The organism is Phycisphaerae bacterium, from assembly GCA_017999985.1.
Classification (GTDB): domain Bacteria; phylum Planctomycetota; class Phycisphaerae; order UBA1845; family Fen-1342; genus JAGNKU01.
In genome coordinates this window covers 262237-284412 of sequence record JAGNKU010000002.1, presented here as the reverse complement: position 1 = coordinate 284412, position 22176 = coordinate 262237, and the positions used below count along the sequence as shown (strand labels likewise).

General features: G+C 66.5%; 15 protein-coding genes. 10 read left to right on the top strand and 5 right to left on the bottom strand.

All coding sequences use genetic code 11. From position 1 onward, the window contains the following. Positions 1-102 precede the first annotated feature (102 nt). From KA383_04695 to KA383_04685, 3 genes are all read left to right on the top strand, one after another. The gene (locus tag KA383_04695) at positions 103-3048 is read left to right on the top strand and encodes a hypothetical protein (protein ID MBP7745408.1); all 2946 of its coding nucleotides are present in this window, start codon (positions 103-105) and stop codon (positions 3046-3048) included. 277 nt (positions 3049-3325) lie between these two features. Next, complete coding sequence (locus tag KA383_04690; protein MBP7745407.1) at positions 3326-6115, top strand: hypothetical protein; 2790 nt, start codon at positions 3326-3328, stop codon at positions 6113-6115. A gap of 195 nt (positions 6116-6310) precedes the next feature. Further along, positions 6311-8356, top strand: a complete 2046-nt coding sequence (locus KA383_04685) for a hypothetical protein (GenBank protein ID MBP7745406.1) — start codon at positions 6311-6313, stop codon at positions 8354-8356. A 127-nt stretch (positions 8357-8483) separates the two neighbouring features. On the opposite strand, the gene KA383_04680 is transcribed toward KA383_04685, so the two are convergent. Then, entirely contained in the window at positions 8484-9209 is a 726-nt protein-coding gene (locus KA383_04680; protein ID MBP7745405.1) for an SDR family oxidoreductase, read from the bottom strand. A gap of 444 nt (positions 9210-9653) precedes the next feature. Here KA383_04680 and KA383_04675 point away from each other — a divergent pair, with 444 nt between their 5' ends. The 4 genes from KA383_04675 (at position 9654) to phrB (ending at position 13828) form a co-directional block, all read left to right on the top strand. Further along, complete coding sequence (locus tag KA383_04675) at positions 9654-10061, top strand: 6-carboxytetrahydropterin synthase (GenBank protein MBP7745404.1); 408 nt, start codon at positions 9654-9656, stop codon at positions 10059-10061. A 138-nt stretch (positions 10062-10199) separates the two neighbouring features. Further along, positions 10200-10877 carry a redoxin domain-containing protein gene (locus KA383_04670; GenBank protein ID MBP7745403.1) on the top strand — a complete coding sequence of 226 codons (678 nt, stop codon included), beginning with the start codon at positions 10200-10202 and terminating at the stop codon, positions 10875-10877. Positions 10878-11000: 123 nt separating this feature from the next. Then, positions 11001-12383, top strand: coding sequence for a TIGR01777 family oxidoreductase (locus KA383_04665; protein MBP7745402.1), 1383 nt, complete (start codon positions 11001-11003; stop codon positions 12381-12383). A gap of 2 nt (positions 12384-12385) precedes the next feature. Further along, a complete protein-coding gene (phrB, locus tag KA383_04660; GenBank protein MBP7745401.1) occupies positions 12386-13828 on the top strand; it encodes a deoxyribodipyrimidine photo-lyase in 1443 nt (480 codons plus the stop codon). Between the two features lie 21 nt (positions 13829-13849). Here phrB and phoU read toward each other — a convergent pair whose 3' ends face one another. Then, positions 13850-14503 (bottom strand): phosphate signaling complex protein PhoU, encoded by a 654-nt coding sequence (gene phoU / locus KA383_04655; GenBank protein MBP7745400.1) that lies wholly within the window; start codon positions 14501-14503, stop codon positions 13850-13852. Between the two features lie 263 nt (positions 14504-14766). Here phoU and KA383_04650 point away from each other — a divergent pair, with 263 nt between their 5' ends. The 3 genes from KA383_04650 (at position 14767) to KA383_04640 (ending at position 18852) form a co-directional block, all read left to right on the top strand. Then, a complete protein-coding gene (locus KA383_04650) occupies positions 14767-15456 on the top strand; it encodes a DUF1579 domain-containing protein (protein ID MBP7745399.1) in 690 nt (229 codons plus the stop codon). 349 nt (positions 15457-15805) lie between these two features. After that, entirely contained in the window at positions 15806-17161 is a 1356-nt protein-coding gene (locus KA383_04645; GenBank protein ID MBP7745398.1) for a hypothetical protein, read from the top strand. 53 nt (positions 17162-17214) lie between these two features. Beyond that, positions 17215-18852, top strand: coding sequence for a nucleotide sugar dehydrogenase (locus KA383_04640; GenBank protein ID MBP7745397.1), 1638 nt, complete (start codon positions 17215-17217; stop codon positions 18850-18852). Between the two features lie 46 nt (positions 18853-18898). Here KA383_04640 and KA383_04635 read toward each other — a convergent pair whose 3' ends face one another. The 3 genes from KA383_04635 to KA383_04625 form a co-directional block, all read right to left on the bottom strand. Beyond that, positions 18899-19897, bottom strand: coding sequence for a hypothetical protein (locus KA383_04635; protein MBP7745396.1), 999 nt, complete (start codon positions 19895-19897; stop codon positions 18899-18901). A gap of 22 nt (positions 19898-19919) precedes the next feature. After that, the gene (locus tag KA383_04630; protein MBP7745395.1) at positions 19920-21488 is read right to left on the bottom strand and encodes a hypothetical protein; all 1569 of its coding nucleotides are present in this window, start codon (positions 21486-21488) and stop codon (positions 19920-19922) included. 70 nt (positions 21489-21558) lie between these two features. Then, a complete protein-coding gene (locus KA383_04625) occupies positions 21559-22152 on the bottom strand; it encodes a TetR/AcrR family transcriptional regulator (GenBank protein MBP7745394.1) in 594 nt (197 codons plus the stop codon). Positions 22153-22176: the final 24 nt, after the last annotated feature.

Sequence of the window (22176 nt, the reverse complement as noted above, 5' to 3'; positions counted from 1 at the left end):
GGTTGTTGCTTGTACCGCCGCGGCACAGGGGATATTCTGATCCGTAGGAGAAGGAAAGGCTTCATTCCGGGTTCCTTGGGCAAAACGAGAGGAGGCTAAGCCATGCGCGGATTCCTGGCGTTGGGCGCGGTGCTGCTGGTCGGATCTCTGACACTGGCCGGCGAAGTAGACGATGTGGTGGCGGAACTGCAGCAGGCCTATCCCGGCGTGCTGATCAGCGCCGCGGGGGCACAAGTCGACCGCGTCTACGGGGCACCGTGCAGCTATGGCGTCTCCGCCGAGCAGAGCGCCGACAATTTTGTCCACACATTCGCCGGGGTGTTTGGCGTGACGGCTGAGGAACTGCTGCCGGGCAACGCCTTCAACCACCAGTATGCGCAGCCCGTGATGTACCAGGCGGAGACCGGCACGTACAAGTTCACGCTGGTGTACTACCACCAGTACCGTGACGGCGTTCCGGTCTACCGGGCCGACCTGCGGCTGCTGGTGCGCAACGAGGCCGCGTTCCCGCTCGTCCTGGTGGCGTCGAGCCTCCGCGCGCTGGGCGACTTCAGCGTCGCGCGGGCCGCGACCGGCGACATCGCGGAGGGCGCTGCCCACGCCGCAGCCGTCGCATTCGAGCCTGGCCTCGTCAATTTCGGCCCGGCCGAGCTGGTGATTTGGGCGGGCGTGGACGAGCGGCCCGCTTCGCCGACGCTGGCCATCACGTTCGTCGGTGACGGCCTGACCCCCGACGGTCTCTACCGCAAATGGCGTTTCGTGACCGACGCCGCGACCGGTGCCGTTCTGCACACCGAAGACCTGATCCTGTTCACCGACGTCGCGGGCAGCGTGCAGGGTCTGGCGACGGAGGGCTCCAAGGCGGACATCTGCAATGACGAGGTTGCGATGCCGATGCCCTGGGGGCGTGTGGCGATCTCGGGCGGCAACGCCGTCTACGCCGACGGCGCCGGCAATTTCACGATTCCGAACGGCGGTTCGAGTACGGTGTCGGTGCTCTCCTACATGTACGGCCTCTACTTCAACGTGGACAACTACGCGGGCGCAGAGGAGACGCTCACGCTGAGCGTGACGCCGCCGGGGCCGGCCAACTTCCTGCACAATGCCGCGAATGCGTCAGAGGCGGTGCGGGCCCAGGTGAACGCGTACGTGCAGGCGAACAAGGTGCGTGACTGGGTCCTCGCGCAGAACCCCGGCTTCCCGACGATCAGCGCGGAGACGAATTTCCCGATCCACGTGAACCGCACCGATCTCTATTGCCCCGGCAATGCTTGGTCGGACGGTTCCTCCATCAACTTCTGCTCCTCCGGCCAAGGCTACGTCAACACTGCTTTCCAGAGCGTCATCCACCACGAGTACGGCCATCACGTCGTCGATTGCGGCGGCAGCGGGCAGGATGCCTATGGCGAAGGCATGTCCGACTGCCACAGCATGCTCACCGTCGACGACCCCGTGCTCGGCTACGGCTTTGCGGGCAACTGCAACGCCGGCATTCGCACGGGCGACAACGACTTTCAATACCCGTGCACCGGTGAGATCCATGAGTGCGGCCAGTTGCTGTCCGGCTGCGTCTGGAGCACGCGCAACGAGCTTTACATCACCGAGCCGGTCGATTACCTCAGCATCATCTCCAACCTGACGGTGAACTCGATCCTGCTGCATCAGGGCGGGGCCATTACGCCGCAGATCTGCGTCGACTTCCTCACGCTGGATGACAACGACAGCGATCTCACCAACGGCACGCCGCACTTCACCGAGATCACCACGGGCTTCGGCGCGCACAACATGTGGCAGGGCCTGCCGCCCGAGAATGACGACTGCGCGGAGGCCGCGCGCGCCTGCCCGGGCGCCTACAGCTACACGACCACCGGACGCACCGTGGATGGCTCCGCTTCATGCGGCTCGTCCAATTCCACGCCGGACGCGTGGTACAGGTACACCCCGCAGACCAGCGGCAGCCTGACGCTGGAGCTGTGTGATTCGAGCTACGACACGGTTCTCTCGGTGCACAGCGGGTGCCCAGGCACGTCGGCGAACCAGCTCGCGTGCAACGACGATACAAGTTGGTTCGGCGCCTGCGGGTTCTTCCCGACATCGCAGTCCGCACTGACCTTGAATGTCATCGCGAACACCACCTACTACATCCGCATCTCGGGCAAGAATGGCGCGACGGGCACGTACGTGCTCAATGTGTCCGGACCGGCCTGCGCCGCGGAGGACACGACGTCCCCGAGCCCCGACCCAATGACGTTTGCGAGTGCGCCGGCCGCGATCAGCGCCAACGCCATCAAGATGACCGCGACGACGGCGACGGACGCCGGATCGCCGCCGGTACAGTATGAGTTCGAGTTCGTGGCGGGCGGCGCAGGCGGTGCCAGCAGTGTCTGGCAAGCGTCCACTCTCTATGCGAACGAGGGACTCGTACCCGACACGACGTACACGTACCGGGTGCGGGCGCGCGACAGCGCGTCGCCGCCGAACGTGACGGGTTACTCGGGCAGCGCCGCGGCGACCACCTGGGCGAACGTGCCGGCTGCTCCGGCTCTGGCCAACGCGACGGCCAGCACGCTCGACCTGGATGTGCAGCCCAATGACAACCCGGGGTACACGGTGTTCGCGATTCGCTGCGCGGCGACAAACCCGGCGGATGCCGCCTGGGACGGCATGTACGTCGGTGCCGGCGGACAACCGAGTGCCACGCCCGTCTGGCAGACCGACGCGCAATGGGCCACGCTGACCGTGGCGGGTCTGCAAGCGGCGACCGAGTACACCTTCGTCGTCAAGGCCCGCAACCAGGCCGGCGTGGAGACCGCCTGGGGGCCGACTGCGATGCTGACGACCGGCACGAACATGCTCCGCGGCGACCTCAACTGTGACGGTGAGGTCGGCTTCCGCGACATCAACGCGTTCGTGCTGCGGCTGGCGAACCCGGAGCAGTACGCCGCCGCGTATCCAACTTGCCCGGATGCGAACGGTGACATCAATGAAGACGGCAGCGTCAGCTTTGGCGACATCAATCCGTTCGTGGCGCTGCTCGCCGCGCGGTGACGGACGCGGCGCGGCCGGGTTTTCGCGGCAAGTATTGGCGTTCGTTGGTCGAAGACAGATTCAGCCGGCTGAGGCATGCCATGGCATCTTATGGCATGAGGTTGGTGGTATTATCGGAACTTGTGTCGCGCAGTCGACTTTGGTGGCGTGTGCAGGCCGGGTGCGAGCCGGAAGTTAGCGGTTGTTTTGGCCGCGCGCGCCGGCTATCCTCAGGTCGGACTTGAAGATGCGGAATTCGTACCCTTCTTTCCCGCGCGCTAAATCTGGAGGACACCTCATGCGCTGGTGGTTAAGTCTCGGTCTGGTTCTGGTCAGCGGATCGCTGGCCCTGGGCAACGGATTCGTGGAGGACGCCCGCGAGGAATTGGCGCAGGTCTATCCCGGCGTGCAGTTCTTTGTGGAGGACGGGCAGCTCACCCGCGTGTGGGCAAAGCCGTTCAGTTATGGTCAGTCGCCGGAGGAGAGTGCGGACGCGTTCGTGCACTCCGCCAGCCACGTCTTCGGCCTGCCGACCGCTGAGCTGGTGCCGGGCAACGGCTTCAACGGCGTGTACACCCAGCCGCTGATGTACGAGCCCGCCACGGGCACATACAAGTTCACGCTGCTCTACTACCGGCAGTACAAGGACGGCATCCCGGTGTACGGCTCGGACCTGCGCCTGCTGGTCCGGAATCTCCCGGACTATCCACTGGTGCTGGCGTCGTCGTCACTGCGTGACCTGGGCGGCTACACGGTGCCCTCGCGGGCGGCGGCCAACGTGTCGGAAGGCGCAGCGCACGCCGCGGCGAAGGCGTTTGAGCCCGGTCTGAGCCAGTTCGATGAAGCCGAGCTGGTGATCTGGGCCGGCGTGGATCAACTGCGCGCGGCGCCGACCGTCGCCCTGACGTTCGTGGGCGAGGGCCTCAGCGCCCGGGCCGAGCCGAAGCGCTTCCGGTTTGTCACCGATGCGGCCACCGGGCAGATTCTGCACACCGAGAACTTGATTCTCTTCACGGACATGATCGGCAACGTGAGCGGGTATGCAACCGAAGGCCCCAAGGCCGACAACTGCGCGGCCGAAGTGCTCATGCCTTACCCGTACGCCCGCGTGTCGATCACCGGCGGCAGCACGGCCTATGCGGACTCCAACGGCGACTTCACGATCCCGAACGGCGGGACGGCGCAAGTGACGGTAACGTCGTACATGGCCGGGCAATACTTCACGGTCGACAACTACGCCGGCGCCGAAGAGACGATGTCGCAGACCCTGACGCCACCGGGGCCGGCCAATTTCGTGCACAACGGGGCGAACCTGGATCCGGCGGTGCGGGCGCAATCGAACGCGTACGTGCAGGCCAATATCGTGCGTGACTGGGTGCTGGCGCAGAACCCGGCGTACCCGACGATCGCGACGCAGACGAACTTCCCGATCTACGTGAACCGGACGGACGGCTACTGCCCGGGCAACGCGTGGTACAGCGGCACGTCGCTCAATTTCTGCTCGGCCAGCGGCAGCTATCCGAACACGGCGTATTCGAGCGTCGTGCACCACGAGTATGGCCACCACATCGTCCAGTGTGGCGGCAGCGGGCAGGATCAGTACGGCGAGGGCATGAGCGACTGCGTCGCGGTGCTGATTGCGGACGACCCGATTCTCGGCTACGGCTTCTTCGGCAACTGTAACACGGGCCTGCGCAACGCGAATACGCTGCTCCAGTATCCCTGCACGGGCGAGGCCCACGCGTGCGCGGAGCTGCTGTCGGGCTGCATCTGGCACACACGGAACGAGCTGGCGATTACCGAGCCGGACGACTACCGCGCGATCCTCTCAAGCCTGACGCTCAATTCGGTCCCGCTGCACAGCGGCAGCACGATCACGCCGCAGATCACGATTGACTTTCTGACCCTCGACGACAACGACGGCGATCTGACTAACGGCTCGCCGCACTACGCCGAGATCAACACCGGCTTCTCCATGCACAACATGGCGGCCCCGGCGCTGCCGCCGCTGGCCTTCACGTTCCCCAACGGGCGCCCGGAAGTCGTGAATCCCGCCGGCGGCGACGTCGTGCGGGTCGAGGTGTCGTCACTGGGATCGTCGCCGGAGCCGGGGACCGGCATGTTCTACTACCAGATCGGCGGTGGAAGCTACACGGCCGTGGCAATGCAGATGGTCGCGCCCAATGTGTATGACGCCGTGTTCCCGCCCGCCACGTGCGGCACCGCAGTGCGTTATTACTTCAGCGCGCAGACCGTGGTCGGCGACACGACGTTCAACCCGACCGGCGCACCGGCGACGGTGTACTCAGCGCTGAGCGGCTACGGGCTGGTGGTCCCATTCGAGGACGCGTTCGAGACGGACCAGGGCTGGACCGTGGGTGACACCGGCGATACCGCGACCACCGGACTCTGGACGCGGAATGTGCCGCAGGCCACCGCCGCTCAACCCGGCAGCGACCACACGCCCGATCCCGGCACGCTGTGCTGGGTGACCGACTACCGCGCCGGCTCCGGCATCGGCTCGTACGACGTCGATGGAGGCAAGACGACCCTGAAGTCGCCGCTGCTGGACCTGTCGAGCTACAGCAGCGCGGTGATCAGCTACTGGCGGTGGTACTCGAACGACCAAGGCGGCGCGCCCAATGCGGACACCTTCCGCGTCGACATCAGCAGCACTGGCGGCAGTAGCTGGACCAACGTCGAGACCGTCGGTCCGACCGGGCCGGAGACCTCCGGCGGCTGGTACTACCACGAGTTTGAAGTCAGCAACTTCGTGCCGCTGACCAGCCAGGTCCGGCTGCGCTTCATCGCCGAGGACATCGGCTCGGGCTCGATCGTCGAGGCGGCGCTCGATGACTTCCGCATCAAGACGGTGGATTGTACGCCGCCGTACCTGATCGGCGACCTGAACTGCGACGGCGTCGTCGGTTTCGCCGATATCAACCCGTTCGTGCTGCGGTTGGCGAACCCGGATCAGTATGCGGCGGCGTTCCCGGACTGCCCGGAGCAGAACGCGGATATCAACCAGGACGGGATGGTCAGCTTTGGCGACATCAACCCGTTCGTAGCCCTGCTCAGCGCGCGGTAACGCGGCCGGGCGAGGCATAGCCGGATAATCGGTGAGCAGGCCGGGTCCTCGGACCCGGCCTGCTTCTTTTTCCAACGGACCGCCCGCGGGATAGGAATATCCGGTCCGAAGTGGTATAAAGGACATATCGAGGGAGATGGGCGGGCAGACTGTCGGCGCCCCGTCCGCCGGAATTCAGTTCCAGAGGAGTCGCACATGCACCGTTCGGTCATCATCGGGTTGGTGTTGGGCAGCGGGCTGATCTGGGCAGCGCCGGCGTGGGCACAGCTCACCGCCGCGGATATCGACGCCCTGCAGGCACAGGGCGAGCGCGAGGGCTGGACGTTCACGGTGGGTGAGAGTGACGCGACGCGGCGGCCGCTGTCGGAGCTGTGCGGCTTTGTCGCGCCCGACAACTGGTGGGTGGGGGCGCGGTTTGACCCGTGCGTGGCGACGCGCGCGCTGCCGGCGGCGTACGACTGGCGCAACGTCAACGGTCAGAATTTCTGCCCCCCCGTGCGCAACCAGGCGAGTTGCGGCAGTTGCTGGGCTTTCGGCACGATTGGCCCGCTCGAATGCAACATCATGATCCACGACGGCGACACGCCGGACCTCTCCGAGCAATGGCTGGTGAGCTGCAACAGCGACGGCTGGGACTGCGGCGGCGGTTTCTGGGCGCACGATTACCTCGAGTGGAAGACGGATCCCTGTGGGGGCACGGGTGCGGTCGCAGAAGCGTCCTTTCCGTACGTCGCCCTGGATGTGCCCTGCAATTGCCCGTATGAGCACGTTTACCTGATCAACAACTGGGCCTACATCGGCACCTCGAGCAACATTCCGCCGGTGAGCTCGATCAAGCAGGCGATCCTCGATCACGGCCCGGTGTCGGTGGCCTGCTATGTCAACTCGGCGTTTCACGCTTACAGCGGCGGGATTTTCAACGGCTGCGCGAGCGGCGCGTGCAACCACGCAGTCGTGCTCGTCGGCTGGAATGATGCGGACGGCGGCTACTGGATCATGCGCAATTCGTGGGGTCCGGACTGGGGCGAGGACGGGTATATGCGCATCCCGTACAACTGCTCCAGCATCGGCTATGCGGCCTGCTACGTCGAGTACCTGGGGGCCAAGGGTTTGGAGGTAACGCCGGCCGGCGGGCTGACCGCCACGGGTGAACCCGGGGGGCCGTTCACGCCCAACACGATCACGTACGTGGTCAAGAACCAGAGTGGCCTCGCTGTCAACTACGAGGTGACGCACACGGCGCCGTGGCTGACGGTGACGAACGCGAGCGGCTACCTGGCGGGCCTGGCCACGGCCAACGTGACCGTCACGGTGAACGCGACGGCGAACGCACTCGACGTGGGGCGCTATACGGACACGCTGGAGTTCATCAACACGACCAACCACCGCGGCGACACGATCCGCCTGGTGAAGCTCGAGGTCGGCAGCCCCGTGCGGGTCTACAGCTTCCCGATGGACACGAACCCGGGCTGGAGCCTGCAGGGGCAGTGGGAGTATGGCACGCCCGCCGGGCAGGGCGGGTCCCACGGCTATCCCGACCCGACCGCCGGCGCGACCGGCAGCAACGTCTTCGGCGTGAACCTGCAGGGCGACTACACGCCGACTTACGGCGGCCCGTACTACCTCACCCTCGGACCGCTGGACTTCAGCGGCGGCGCGGGCGGCACGCTCAAGTTCCAGCGCTGGTTGAACAGCGACTACTTCCCGTATGTGCGCAACACGATCGACGCGTCGGCGGACGGCAGCAACTGGGTCAACGTCTGGACCGCCGGCACGACCGTGATGCGCGAGAACGCCTGGACGCTGCGGTCGTATGACCTGCCCGCGGTGATCGACGAGCAGCCGACCGTCTACATCCGCTGGGGCTACCAGATCGGCGTGGGCGCGTGGGCCTACTCCGGCTGGAACATTGACGACGTCGAGGTGTGGGCGTTTGCCCCGCCGACGACCGACTGCAACGGCAACGGCGTGGCGGACTGGATCGACATCGCCGGCGGCACGTGCGCGGATGACAACACGAACGCCGTGCCGGACGTGTGTGAGAAGCTGGCCGGTGACCTGAACTGCGACGGCGGGGTGGGCTTCGGCGACATCAACCCGTTCGTGCTGCTAATGGGCAACCCGGACGAGTACCGCGCCGTGCACCCGGACTGCATCCGGATCAACGGCGACATCAATAACGACGGCGTGGTCGGGTTCGGCGACATCAACGCGTTTGTCGCACTGCTGAGCGGCGGTTAGGGTATTGCCGCATCACAAGTAATCCACATAGGGGGTGGAACGGGCGTCCCGCCCGCTGGAAAGACGGGCAAGATGCCCATCGCACCCATGTGGGAGTAATCCTGCCAGCGGCGACGCCGACCGCGAGCTACTTGCGGACGAAGATGGTCTGCCCGCTGCACGGCGTCATGCCCGGATCGCAGAGGGCGACGATAACGCGCGCGACGGCTTCGGGCGCGAGCGTCTTCTCCGGCGGGAACTTGGGAAACGCGGCGCGCATCAGGCTGGTCTCGACCGCGCCGGGCGCAACGCTGAACACCCGGATATTGTGGGGCTTGCCCTCGGCGGCGGTGGCCTGCGTGAAAACATTGACCCACGCCTTGCTCGCGCCGTAAACCGCGAAGCCGGGGAACGGGTCCACCGACGCCAGCGACGAGATGTTGATGATCGTTCCGCCGCCCTGGGCCTGCATGAGCGGCCACACCGCGCGCGTCGTGTGATAAATCGCCGCCATGTTCACGGCGAACACGTGGTCGAACTCCGCGGGGTCCAGTTGCGCCGTGGCGCACAGCGGCGCCACACCGGCGTTGTTGACCAGCACGTCGATTCGCCCACAGCGCTCCTGGGCGGTACGAATCAGGGCCTGGGCCTCCGCGGCCTGGCCCACGTCCGTCGGCACCGCGGTGCACACACCGCCCGCGACCTTGATCTGCTCAGCCGCGGCGGTTAGATCTTCCGACCGGCGGGCCGCGGCCACGATCCGCCAGCCGCGCTGGGCGAACTCCGATGCGGTTGCCAGTCCGATCCCCCGGCTGGCTCCGGTGATGACGCAGGTCTGTTCAGTCACGCGCTTGTCCTCGCGAGAAAGGGTCACGCTGAAACTCGTCCCCGATCATAGTCCGGCCTACAATCGGGCACCATGATACGCCTGACGCGCGAGGTCCGCTTCTCGGTTGACCGCGACTGGGCCGGACGGGTCGAGTTCTCGCGGCCGGTCACGAACTCCTGGGGCGGCTGGCCAAGTGCCGTCGGCCTGGTACCGTACCTGCGCCTGCGCGCCACCGTCGTCGGCGAACCGGACCCGGTGACCGGCTACCTGTGCAACATCTCGATCCTGGATGAGCTGCTGCGCCGACATGCGATTCCGCATGCCGCCGCGGCGCTGCAGGCGCACGGCTGGCGGATGTCGGCCGAGCGGCTTCTGCAGGACATCTGGCGGCGCATTACGCCGAGCGCACCGGCGGGGGCTCCGCTGATCACCTTGGAACTGAGTGTGACGCCGTGCCTGCGCTACACCGTGCATCGGGAGGAGCCTGAGATGGTCCTGCTGACACAGCAATTCGAGTTTTCGGCGGCGCACCGGCTGCATTGTCCACAGTTCTCCTCCGAAGAAAACCGCCGGACGTTTGGCAAGTGCAACAACCCGACCGGGCACGGCCACAATTACCTGCTGGAGGTGACGGTCGCGGGCGTGCCGGACGAGAAGAGCGGTGCGGTGCTGCCGTTGCCGCGGTTCGAGCAAATCGTGCAGGAGCGCGTCATCGAGCGTCTCGATCACAAGCACCTGAACGCGGACACGGACGAGTTCCGCGCGGTCAATCCTAGTGTCGAGAACATCGCGCGCGTCATCTGGGGCCTGCTGGCGGACCAGGTCGCGCCGGCCCGCCTGTACCGGGTACGCGTTTGGGAGACGGCGAAGACGTGCGCGGAGTACGCGGGGGCGTAGGGTGCTGGCGGGTATTCAGGGGCCCGCGGCACGATCTCTGGAACGGGCCGAATCTGGTCGCGGTGTGGTGCCCGCTAGCCGGGCGACATGGCGGAGCGGGGGAGCCTGCCAGCGACCGTCGCGTGGAGCATGATCATGATGGAGCATCGGGCAGGCGGCGCTGTGGGCACGCCCCGCGGGCGCCTACGCATCGTCGGGGGTGTATTGCTGGAAAGTGTGGCGCTGCTGGCGAGCGGCTGTCTGTCGGCGCAGCGGGCCGCGGAGATCGAACTGGCGGCAGCGCAGCGGTCCACGCTGGTCGGGCGGCCGGCGCCGGACTTCACGCTGCCCGATCAGGACGACCGGCCTGTACGTCTTCGGGACGCCCGCGGCCACTGGGTTGTGATCTACTTCTACCCTGCCGATGGGACCGCGGGCTGCACGTGTCAAGCGCAGGAGTTCACGCGCAGCCACCGGCAGTTTCAGCGGCTGAACGCCTGGGTCTACGGCATCAGCCCCGATTCGGTCGCGAGTCACAAAGCCGTCACCGACGCGTTCAAGCTCACGGTGCCGTTGCTGTCGGACCCGGACCACGCGGTGATGACGGCGTACGGCGCGTGGGCGGAGACCGCGTGGGGCGCGCGGGCGATGCGCAGCACAGTCATGATTGACCCTGATGGGCGCGTCGCCTGGCACTGGCCCGAGGTCATTCCGGAGGGGCACGCGGAGCGGGTCCGGGCCAAGCTGGCCGAGCTTCAGCAGCGGACCGCACGCGCACAGCCGGCAGACATTGCCCCGGCAGCGCGCGAACCCGCCGCGGCCGTGCCGGGCAACTGAGCGGCCGTGTTTCGCGCGTTTGCTGGTTCATCCACGCTGCGGGTGGACCGCGTAGACACACGGGGACGCACCCGCGTATGCTGCACGCCGTCGCGGGGCGGATGTGTGCGGCCGGAGCAGCACATGACGCCTGGATCGTTCGCTTTCGAGACGCTGCTCGACGCCGCGGCGTCAGAGGTGTTCGACTGGCACGCGCGGCCGGGGGCATTTGAACGCCTGGTGCCGCCTTGGCAGCGGGTGCGCGTGCTGAAGCGAAGCGGCGGCATTTGCGACGGCGACCGCGTGGATCTGCTGGTGGGGTCCGGGCTGCTGCGGACACGGTGGCAATTGGAGCACCGGGAATACGAGGCTGGGCGGCAGTTCTGCGATGTGCAGGTGCGCGGGCCGTTCGCGCACTGGGTGCATCGGCACGAGTTTGTGCCGGTGGAAGCGGGGCGCTGCCTGCTCCGCGACGAGATCCACTATGGCCTGCCGGGGGGGGCCGTGGGTGCCGCGCTGGGTGAGCGTGCCATTCGCCGCACGCTGCAGCGCGTGTTCCGCTATCGGCACCGCACGACCGCCGACGATTTGCGGCTCCACGCGGCACACCGCACCCGGCCGCGCCTGACGGTCGCCCTCAGCGGAGCACGCGGGCTCATCGGGACCGCCCTGGATGCACTGCTCACGACCGGCGGGCACCGCACCCTGCGGCTCGTGCGCCGCCCCGCCGGCGACCTGGCTGAAGTGCAGTGGGACCCGGAGCGCGGAGTTCTGGAACCGGCGCGGCTCGCCGGTGTCGATGCTGTCATTCATCTCGCGGGCGAGAGCATCGCAGGTCGGTGGACGGCCCGCCGCATGGAGGCGATCCGTCACAGTCGCGTCGACGCCACGCAGGCGCTGTGTGCGTCCCTGCGCGCTCTGCCGGAGCGGCCGCGTGTGTTCTTGTGCGCCTCTGCGGTCGGCCTCTATGGCGATCGTGGGGCTGAGGTGCTGGACGAGGACAGCGCGCCGGGGCAGGGGTTCCTACCGGAGGTGTGTCAGGCGTGGGAGGCGGCTGCGCGGGCGATGGGGCCCGATGGCGTCCGCTGTGTGCACCTGCGTTTCGGCGTCGTGCTGACGCCCGGGGGAGGGATGTTGCGGCAGTTGTTGCCGGCGTTTCGCTTGGGCTTGGGTGGCCCGGTCGGCGGCGGCGCGCAGTACCTGAGCTGGGTGAGCCTGGATGACGCGGTCGGTGCAGTGTATCACGCGCTGTTCGATGACCGTGTGCATGGCCCGGTCAACGTGGTGGCACCGCGCCCGGTGACCAGCCGCGAGTTCGCGCGGACGCTGGGCCGGGTCCTGCGACGGCCGGCCGCGTTGCGCGTGCCGGGCTGCGTGTTGCGCCTGGCGCTGGGCCGACTAGCGGACGAGGTCGTACTGGCGAGCGCACGTGTCGCGCCGGCCGTTCTGACCCGCACGGACTACTGTTTTCGGCATCCGGAGCTCGACGCGGCCCTGCGACATCTGCTGGGCCATGAGGTGGGCTGACAATGCACACGCGTGCGCTCGTGTGGTTTCGCGCGGACCTCCGGGTCGACGATCATCCCGCGCTCGCGGAGGCCTGCCGCGCGGCAGACCGTGGCGTCGTGGGCGTCTTCGTCATCTGCCCGCGGCAGTGGCGCAGTCACGACTGGGCGGACATCAAGGTCGAGTTTCTGCTGCGTAACCTGGCGTGTTTGTCGGAGCGGTTGAAGCGCCTCAGAATTCCCCTGCTGATCAGGAGTGTGCCGACCTTCGAGCGCGTACCGGCTGTGCTGCGCGACGTGGCGCGCCAGTTCAACTGCGACGCGCTCTACTTCAACCGGGAGTATGAGGTCAACGAGCGCCGCCGCGATGAAGCGGTGACAAGCGCACTCACCGGCGCGGGTCTGGACGTGCGGGCGTTCGATGATCGCACGATCGTCGCGCCCGGCGCGTTGCACACGCGGCAGGGGGGTGACTACACCGTGTTCACGCCGTTCAAACGGGCCTGGACTGCGCACATTGAAGCGCACGGTCTGGATGCGCCGCGCCCGGCACCGCGGCCACGCGCGCGGCTGGTGTGCGCGCCGGACAGTATCCCCGAGCAAATCGCCGGCTTTGACCTGTCGCGCGGGCGGCCGGATCTCTGGCCGGCGGGCGAACGCGTCGCGCAGCGGCGACTGAGCGATTTCCTCTCCGGCCCGGTGACGACCTACCGCAAGCTGCGCGATCGGCCGGCCGCCGAGGGCACCAGCCGCCTCTCGCCGTACCTGACCCTGGGTGTTCTGTCGCCGCGGCGCTGCCTGGCCGAAGCGCGCGACGCGAATGACGGACGGCTGGACACCGGGCGGGCCGGGCCGGTGACGTGGATCAACGAGCTGATCTGGCGCGAGTTCTATCAGCACGTGCTGGTGGCGTTTCCGCGCGTCAGCATGGGGCGGGCGTTTCAGCCACCGACGGAGCGCTTGCCGTGGCGGACGGCCGACGCGGACTTCGCGGCATGGTGTGCCGGACGCACTGGCGTGCCGATCGTCGACGCCGGCCTGCGGCAACTCGCGGCCACCGGCTGGATGCACAATCGGCTGCGCATGATCGTGGCGACGTACCTGGCGAAGGACCTGCTGATCGACTGGCGGCGCGGCGAACAGCACTTCATGCGTCACCTGGTCGATGGGGACTTGGCGAGTAACAACGGCGGCTGGCAATGGGCCGCGTCAACGGGTACGGACGCCGTCCCGTATTTCCGCATATTCAACCCGTACACGCAGGCGCGCAAGTTCGACCCGGACGGCGAGTTCATCCGTGAATGGGTGCCGGAGCTGCGCGACGTGGCGATGCGGGCGCTGCACGATCCGGCCGGGCTGACCGAGCAGCGGGCCGCGCTGGATTATCCGGCGCCCCTCTGCGACCACACCGCCGCGCGGCAGCGGACCATCGAGGTCTTCAAAGCGGTATTACGCAGGGCGGATTGAGCGTGGCGGCGCGCGGTGGCCTCATTCGCGGTGCCGGACGATCTGGCCCGTGGAGAGGAAGATCACGTCTTCGGCGATGTTCGTGGCGTGGTCGGCGATGCGCTCCAGGTTTTTCGCCACCGACAGCAGATCGAGGTACGCGGCCAGGTCATCGCGGGACACGTCGGCCGCTTTCAGGACGTTTCGAATGATCTGCTGGTACAGCGCGTCAATCCCCTGGTCCTGCTCCCGGATTGCGCGCGCGGCCTCGGGGTCGTTGGAACTGTAGGCTTGCACCGCGCCGCGCAGTGCCTTACGCACCGTCGGGTACAACTGCCGCAGCTCTTCGTTGTCGCGCACGACCGCCTGCAATTCCCCATGCGCTGCGCGCTCCGCGATGTTGACCGCGCAGTCCGCGACCCGCTCCAGGTCGTTGTTGACCTTCAGGATCGTGCAGAGCATCCGCAGGTCGATGCCGACGGGCTGATACAGCGCGAGCAGCCGAATGACCTCGGCCTCGACCTCGACCTCGGCCGCGTCCACCTCGGCGTCGCGGGCAATCACGCGCAGGGCCATTTGCTGGCCCGGATCGGAGATGGCCTCGCAGGCCTCGAACAACATGTCCTCGACCTGGCTCGCCATCCGCAAGGAGCGGCGGCGCAGCTCGTCTAGCAGATTCACAAAGTGTGCTGTCATAAATGGTTAACTCATTGTTCGGAACCGGGTCCACGATTATAAGGCATCGCGCCGGGAGCATGGATTCGCTCATCTCGCCCGTTGCCCACTCAGCGTACATCGCCGCCGCTATGTGAGCAACGGCGCTACTATCTCCCAGTGTGCGGGCCGAATGGCAGTTGACGAAAAGCGAACAAAACCCTAACATGCTGTCTGCGTGTTGACGTCGACCTCGGTGTGAGGCGGCGATGTTGCGGGCCGATACCCAGAGAAGGAGCACAAGCATGATGCGATGTAAATGGACTTTTGGGCTGGCGTGTGCTTGCGGGCTGCTGTGGACGCTGCCGGCGCTGGCGCAGGAGAAGCAGCCGCCGGACACTCGCAAGCCGTCGGAAACACCGTCGAAGGCGGAAGACGCCAAGAAGCCCGCCGCGGCCCAGGCTGATGCCGAGAAAATGGCCGAGATGATGAAGCGGTGCATGGAGTACGCCACGCCGGGCGAGCACCACAAGCACCTCGACCCGTTCGTGGGCAAGTGGGACTTTCAGTTGCGCTGGTGGATGTCGCCGGACGCCGAGCCGCAGACCTCGCAGGGCAAGGCGGAGTTCACGTGGATCTACGACGGCAAGTACCTGCGGCAGGACGTGACGGCACCGCCGGAAGAGCCGAACGGTCCTCCGTACAACGGCCTGGGGCTGCTGGGTTATGACAACATGAAAAAGGAGTACATGTCCGTGTGGATCGACAACATGAGCACGGGCATGATGTACGGCACGGGAAAGTGCGACGCGACGGGCAAGGTCATCACCATCACCGGCGCGGGCCCCAATCCGATGACGGAGCAACTGGACCAGAAGTGGCGCACGGTGTCGCGCATCGAGAGCCAGGACAAGCACGTCTTTGAGATGTACATGACGCAGCCCGATGGTAAGGAGATCAAGCAGATGGAAATCACGTACACGCGCGTGAAGTAGCTCAAACGGGCCAGCGTCGCCGCGCCGGAGGTGCTGCTTCCGGCGCGGCCGACGACTGGACCGGGCCGCACGGCCGCCAGAAATCGGCGGATCGGTAGGACCCGGCGCCCATTCCGGCGTTCAGCCGCGGCTGCCCTGCTTGGCGCCGTCGCGGGCCTGGGCGATACTGGCACACACCGTCCAATCGTGCCGCCCGTCCGCGCAACGACTCGGTGTCGGCCATGGCAGCGGACCGGCTGGAGGCGGAACCGTGTGCCATCATAGCGCGTGCTGTGGTAGTTCGAGTGGGCTCTCGCGGCGCGAGTTTCTGGTCGCCGCCGCCAGCACCAGCGTTGCGGGTGCATTCTGGTTGCGACAAGCTACGGCGCGCGAGGTCGCGCAGACGGAAGCCGCCGACACGCCCGGCAGTTGGCCTGAAATCCGGGTCGTGTTCCTGCGGCCGAAAAACAAGTACTGGCTCGGCTGGCCGGGCACCGCGTGGGAAAAACATGCCTACGACGCGTTTGTCAACAAAACGCGGGAGCGCCTGGAGGGCTTCGGTCACGAGCTGAAAGTCCGCATGCGCTTCGAGCCTGAGCCGCTGTATGACGACGCGGCCGTCGCCGGTTTTGCCGCGCAGGTCCAGGCGGCAAAGCCGGCCGCGGTTATCGCGCTGCCGTTGCACATGGATCAGTGGGGGCAGGTCAAGAAAATCGCCGACGCAGGCGTCCCGACGATCATCTTCGCCGGCCTGGGGGTGTGCTTCACCGGCCACATTCGTGCGCTGTCGCGTCAGCCAGGTGTCCACCTGATCTCGTCGCCGGACTTCGAGCTGAATCCGCTGCGCTTCGGGCTCAAGATGGTGCGGACAGCGTATGACGTGCGGCGAACGCGTGTGGCGGTCCTGGCCGGGAACGAGACGCGGGACGAAGTGCTCGAGCCCTTCGGCCTGCAGCTCCGGCGTCTGCCGCGGCAACGGTTCGCGGACGCACTGGCGGCGACGGGCGAGACGCCGGACGTGCTGGCGATGGTTGAGGAGTACAGCAAGGCGGCACAGAAAGTCGTTGAGCCCTCGCGGGCGGATGTGATCAACGCGGCGCGCAACTACTTCGCAGCCGCGCGCATTCTCAGCGAGGAAGGCTGTCACGGGATCACGATGGACTGCCTCGGCGCGGTCTTCGACCGGCAGATACCGTGCCCGCCGTGCATGGCCTGGTCGCGGTTCCTCGATGCAGGCGTGCCCGCGATCTGCGAAGCAGACATCAACGCGGTCATGTCGCACACGCTGTGCTGCAAGCTGTTGGACAAGCCAGGCTTCATGCAGGATCCGGTGCCGGAGACAGTGCACAACACATTCATCGGCGCGCACTGTGTCTGCCCGACCCGGCTCAATGGCTACCACCAGCCCCCGGAGCCGTTCATCCTGCGCAGCCACTCGGAATCCGACATCGGTGTCTCGCTCCAGGTGCTGTGGCGCCCCGAGCAGGAAGTGACGATCATGCAGTTCACGGCCCCGGACAAGATGATCCTGGGCAAGGGCCGCGTGCTGCGCAATCATGACACGCCGCCCGCCGGCGGGTGCCGCACGTCGGTCGAGCTGGCCCTGGACGGCCCCGCCGACACGCGCGACACGCAGGGCTTTCACCAGTTGTTCATTTACGGCGATCACGTGCGGCAGTTTGAGGCCTATGGCCAGATGTACGGGATCGCGACGGAGCACATCTAGCCCCGGCCGGTCTTCGCAGGCGGCGGGCGCGCACAGGTATCGAGGAGAGTCGCATGGCGTTTTCAGTCAGCCCCGATGGTGAGAAGTTTCCGCTGCCGACCGAGGAGCAGTATGCGGCCGAGTATCAGCGGCTGGAGAAGATCGTCGCCGAGCAGCGCAAGCAGGGCCGCGAGATCGTCGTGGTCGTCGGCGTCGGGTTCGTCGGCGCGGTCATGGCCGCCGTCGTGGCCGACACGGTCGACAAGAAGACCGGCAAGCCGAGCAAGTTCGTGATCGGCATGCAGCGGCCCAGCACGCGCAGCTACTGGAAGATTCAGTACCTCAACCGCGGCGTGTCGCCTGTGAAGGCCGAAGACCCCGAGGTGGACCAGATTATCCCGCGTTGCGTGAAGGAGAAGGGCACGTTGATGGCGACGTATACCAACGACGTGCTGAAGCTGGCCGATTGCGTCGTGGTTGACGTGCAGTGCGACTACCTGAAGGAAGACCTCGGCAACCTGCGTACCGGCCGCGCCGACATGGCCGCCCTGGAGAAGAGCTTCGAGGTCATCGGGCAGCTCATCCCGCCGAAGTGCCTCGTGCTGATCGAGACCACCGTCGCCCCGGGCACGACCGAGTACGTGGCGCTGCCGATCCTGAAGCGCGCCTTCGCCGCCCGCGGGATCACCTCCGAGCCGCTGCTGGCGCACAGCTTCGAGCGCGTCATGCCCGGCAAGGAGTACGTCCGCAGCATTCGCGACTTCTGGCGTGTCTGCAGCGGCGTGAACGCGGAAGCCCGCCAGCGCGTGGAAAAGTTCCTCACCGAGGTGCTGAACACCGAGAAGTTCCCCCTCACCGTGCTCGATCGCCCGCTCGAGAGCGAGACCTGCAAGATCGTGGAAAACAGCTTCCGCGCCACCATGCTGGCCTTTCTCGACGAGTGGAGCCTCTTCGCCGAGCGCAACGGCGTCGACCTGATCAAGGTCGTCAAGGCGATCAAGATGCGGCCGACGCACAACAACATGATCTTCCCCGGCCCCGGCATCGGCGGCTACTGCCTGCCGAAGGACGGCGGCCTGGGCATGTGGGCTTACCGCCACCTGATGGGTTTCGAGGACGAGATCTTCAAGATCACGCCGATGGCGATTGACATCAACGACACCCGCGCCTTGCACGTCGCCGAGCTGACGCGCGACGCGCTGCGCAACATGGGTAAGATCGTCGCGGCGGCGCGCGTGGCGCTGCTCGGGGCGGCGTACCGCGAAGACGTCGGCGACACGCGTTACAGCGGCAGCGAGCTCGTGCTGCGCAAGCTGACCGAGATGGGGGCTGACATGCGTGTGCATGACCCGTACCTGCAGCACTGGTGGGAGGTCGAGGAGCAGGACACCTATCCGTCGCCGGGGCACAGCTGGGCGCGCTTCTTCCGCAACCAGGAGGGTCTGAAAAATCTCCGTGTCCAGCAGGACCTGGCGGCGGCGTTGCAGGGCGCCGACGCGGTGGTGCTCGCGGTGCGGCACGCGCCGTACCTGGCACTGTCGCCGGACGAAGTTGTGAAGATGGTCGGCCAGCCGGTCGGGATCATCGACTGTTTCGGCATCCTGGACGACGCGAAGATCCGCCGGTACTTCGAGCTGGGTTGCGAGGTAAAGGGTCTGGGCCGCGGGCATGTGAAGCGGATCAAAGACGAGGTGGCGGCGGTCCGCAAGTAGGGCGCGTCGGCCGGCCAAGTGCGCCGCGGTTGTGCGGCACACCGTGTCAGAACGGCGTGCCGCACTCCGGGCAGCGCCGCTCCGGCAACTGCCAGAGCACGTAGTCGCATTTCACGCAGCGTGGTTCCTCGATCTCGATACGGAACTTCAAGCCGCAGGCGCTGCACTGGGTGGCGCCGATGTCGACGCACTGTGGTGTGGCGCAGCGCGGGCACTTCAGCTCGACGCGCGGCGCGGCGGTCTGCAGTTGCTCTGTCTTGCCGACCTGCCGCAACTTGGCGACGATCAGCAGTGACAGCGAGCCGCTGGCGTCGAGTACACCGGCGGCGCCGAGCAGGCGGAACCACAGTTCGTCTTCCACTTCCCAAATGATCGTGATGCCCAGCATTGCCGCCACGAGCCATACGCACAAGAGGGTGCCGGCGCGCAGCCAGTCCGTGCGTCCGCCCGTGGGCACACGCAGAAGCAGCGCCGTATGGGCAAACGAGAATGCGACGAGGCCGGCGATGGCGGTGGCCTTTGCGAACGCTTCGTTTTCCCGCGACTCCGCCCAGATGCAGACCAGGATCATCACGAAAGCGAGTATGCAGCTCGCCAGGCCGACTGCCGGCAGCGGCTGGTAGGCCCGACGTTCCATGAGGTCGGCGCACGGTACGGCGACGACATACGCGCACAGCAGGGCCAGCGTCGTCGCGCTGGCCCGGCCGGCGGGCGCGTCCAGCGGTCCCGGCCACCAGATGCAGATGAGCAGTACCACGAAGTTGGCGGCGAACAGGATGAGACCGCTGCGGCTCACGATCGTGCGAACCTGTCGCTCGAGCGCGTGGGCGAGCACCATCGCGACGCCGCTGTGCACGGCCAGCGCCGCGAGCGTCATCAATATCTTGGCGGTCGTGTCGTTGAAGGTGCCCGCGAGCAGTGCGGCGACCGCGACCAGTGCGCAGGACACGAGCGAGATTACGAGCGTGCGCAGGAAGACGCGCTTCAATCGCAGGCGCGAACGCGCGACGTCGCCGCCGACAACCGGGGCACCCAGGTTCGTCATAGTCCACCTCGCATGCGGCGGGCTACCGCAGGTAGCCCTGCAGCCGTTTCACGATCAGCCGAGCGCAGTCGCCTTTGTTCTGTGGGTTGATCCGCTGGAAATCGTCGTGATGGTTGTTCTGGAAATCCACGATGACCCACTCGCCGGCCCGGTTACAAACCACGAAATGCACGGTCCAGACCTGCTGATCACTTGGCCGGATCGTGTATTCCGCATAGAGCGCGTAATCGGCGGCCGGCGGATTCGCGCGTACCTGGGCCTGGAATGCCCGCGCGAGGTCCCATAGCCGTCGCTGCTCGTTCGAGTTCGGGGCGATCTTCAGCGGTAAGTCGGTTGCCGCCGCTTGCACAGATCCGCCGAACTCCTCGGCGACGAGCGCCGCGAGTTGTTCGCCGTCTTGTCGATCCACCTGGTCGCCGAGCAGCACGGGATAGACGGCGATCGTCGCCTTGCCGATGGCGGCCTTGAGCTTGCTCACGCGGTCATGCATCGCCGCGCGCTCCGCGTCTGTGGGCGTGCCGGATTTCTCCGCCCACAGCCGTGCCATCCGGCCCTCGCTCGCCTTCGCGCGCGTCACTGCCGAAAGATGAAACACCGGCTTCAGCCGCTCGCACAGCAGCAGGCAGCACTGCATCGGCTCGCGCGGCTGGATGCGCTGGAAGTCAGCGTCATCCGGTCCTTGCTGGTCCTTCCAGACAACAGCGCCGGCCTTGTCCACCAACACCGCGCGACTCTCGGTAAGCCCCGTCTGCGGCGTGCCGAGGAGTTGCGCGAACAGCGCATACTCGGTCTCGACCGGATGCGCCTTAATGAACTTGGCGAACGCCGTGGCCAGCTCATCCAGAGACCCATCCGCGGCCGGATTGAACGCCGCGTCGGTCGTCCAGATATTCGGCATTCCTTCTTTTTCCAGCATCAGCCCCACGACGTCGGCCACGTCCTTCGACGGTCCACCGTGCATTACGACGGGTACGATGGTCAGCGCGGTGTCCGCCTTCAAGCCGGATTTCACCTTCGCCGTCCCGTTGTCCGTCACGAGCTGCGCCCGCAGTTGATCGATCGCGAGCGTCGTGCAATCATCCACCGTCTTCGGACTCAGCCGCTTGAACGCCTCGTGATGGGAATTCAGGCCAAACCCGAACACGAGCGCGCCATCGTCGCGCACGACGTACACGTGCACGCCGCCGACAGCGCCGCTTCCGCCGAGGATCAGGTACTCCGGCAGCAGAGCATAACGGGTCTGGATGGGGTGCGCCTTCACATACGTGCCCAGGGAGGCGGCGCTCTCCTGCCACATCGTAGACTCATTCGAGTGCCACGGCCCGCTGAGCGGCACCTCCGCATCAGAAATCGTTGGCTGGGCCAGCTTCTGCGCCGCCAGGAACTCGCCGATTCTCAGCGTTGGCGCGTGATCATAGGTGACCGTCTCCCGGCGTATCGCGGCCGGGAAGACGGTGATGGACGTATCTCCCAGGGTCTCTCGGAACTCCTGCTCGAGCTGCGGATCGGCGGCGCCGCCGCAACTGCCCAGCGTGAGCACCACCAGCCCACCCAACATGCCCAATGCCGACACTGCTACGAACTGTTTCATAAACCCTCTCCTTGTACGTGCGTTAGTATTCGGTAAGTATATGCTTACATTGTCGCCAAAAAGAAAACGCTCACTTCTGCGACCCGGTGAGCAGCAGCCGCCCGACTTCGGCGAACAGCCGCCGGCGCTGCGTGTCGCTGACCAGCCCCAGCTCACGGGCGATGTTGGCCACCGTGCCCAGCCCGACCACGGCCCAGGCCGTGTCGCCAGCACCGGGGGTCGTCCCGACGGCACGGCTCGCGCGGTGGACTTTAATCTGCTGCTCCACGAAACGTGCGAACCGGCGATACATGTCCGAGAGGGCCGCCCGCACTTCCGGGTCGTCCGTCTCGCTCAGCCCCGCGAACACAATCCTATAATGTCCGAACTCGCCGTGGTGCTGGGACTCATAGGCGAGCAATCGCTCGGCGAGCGTGGTTTCACCATCGGTCTCGACCAGCAGTCGGCCCCAGATCGCGACCGACTGGTCGTACACGTAGCCGATCGCCGCGATGAACATCGCCTTCTTGTCCGGCCAGAGGCGGTAGAGGATGTTCTCACGTACGCCGCAGCGTCGGGCCAGCTCCGCGGTGGTCGTCCGCCGGTAGCCCAGTTCGGCGAAGGCGTGCGCGACAATCGGCAGCAGCGCGCGGCGTTTGGCGTTGGTCTGACTGACTCGAGGCATTCATACTCCATGTGCTGTATCGTA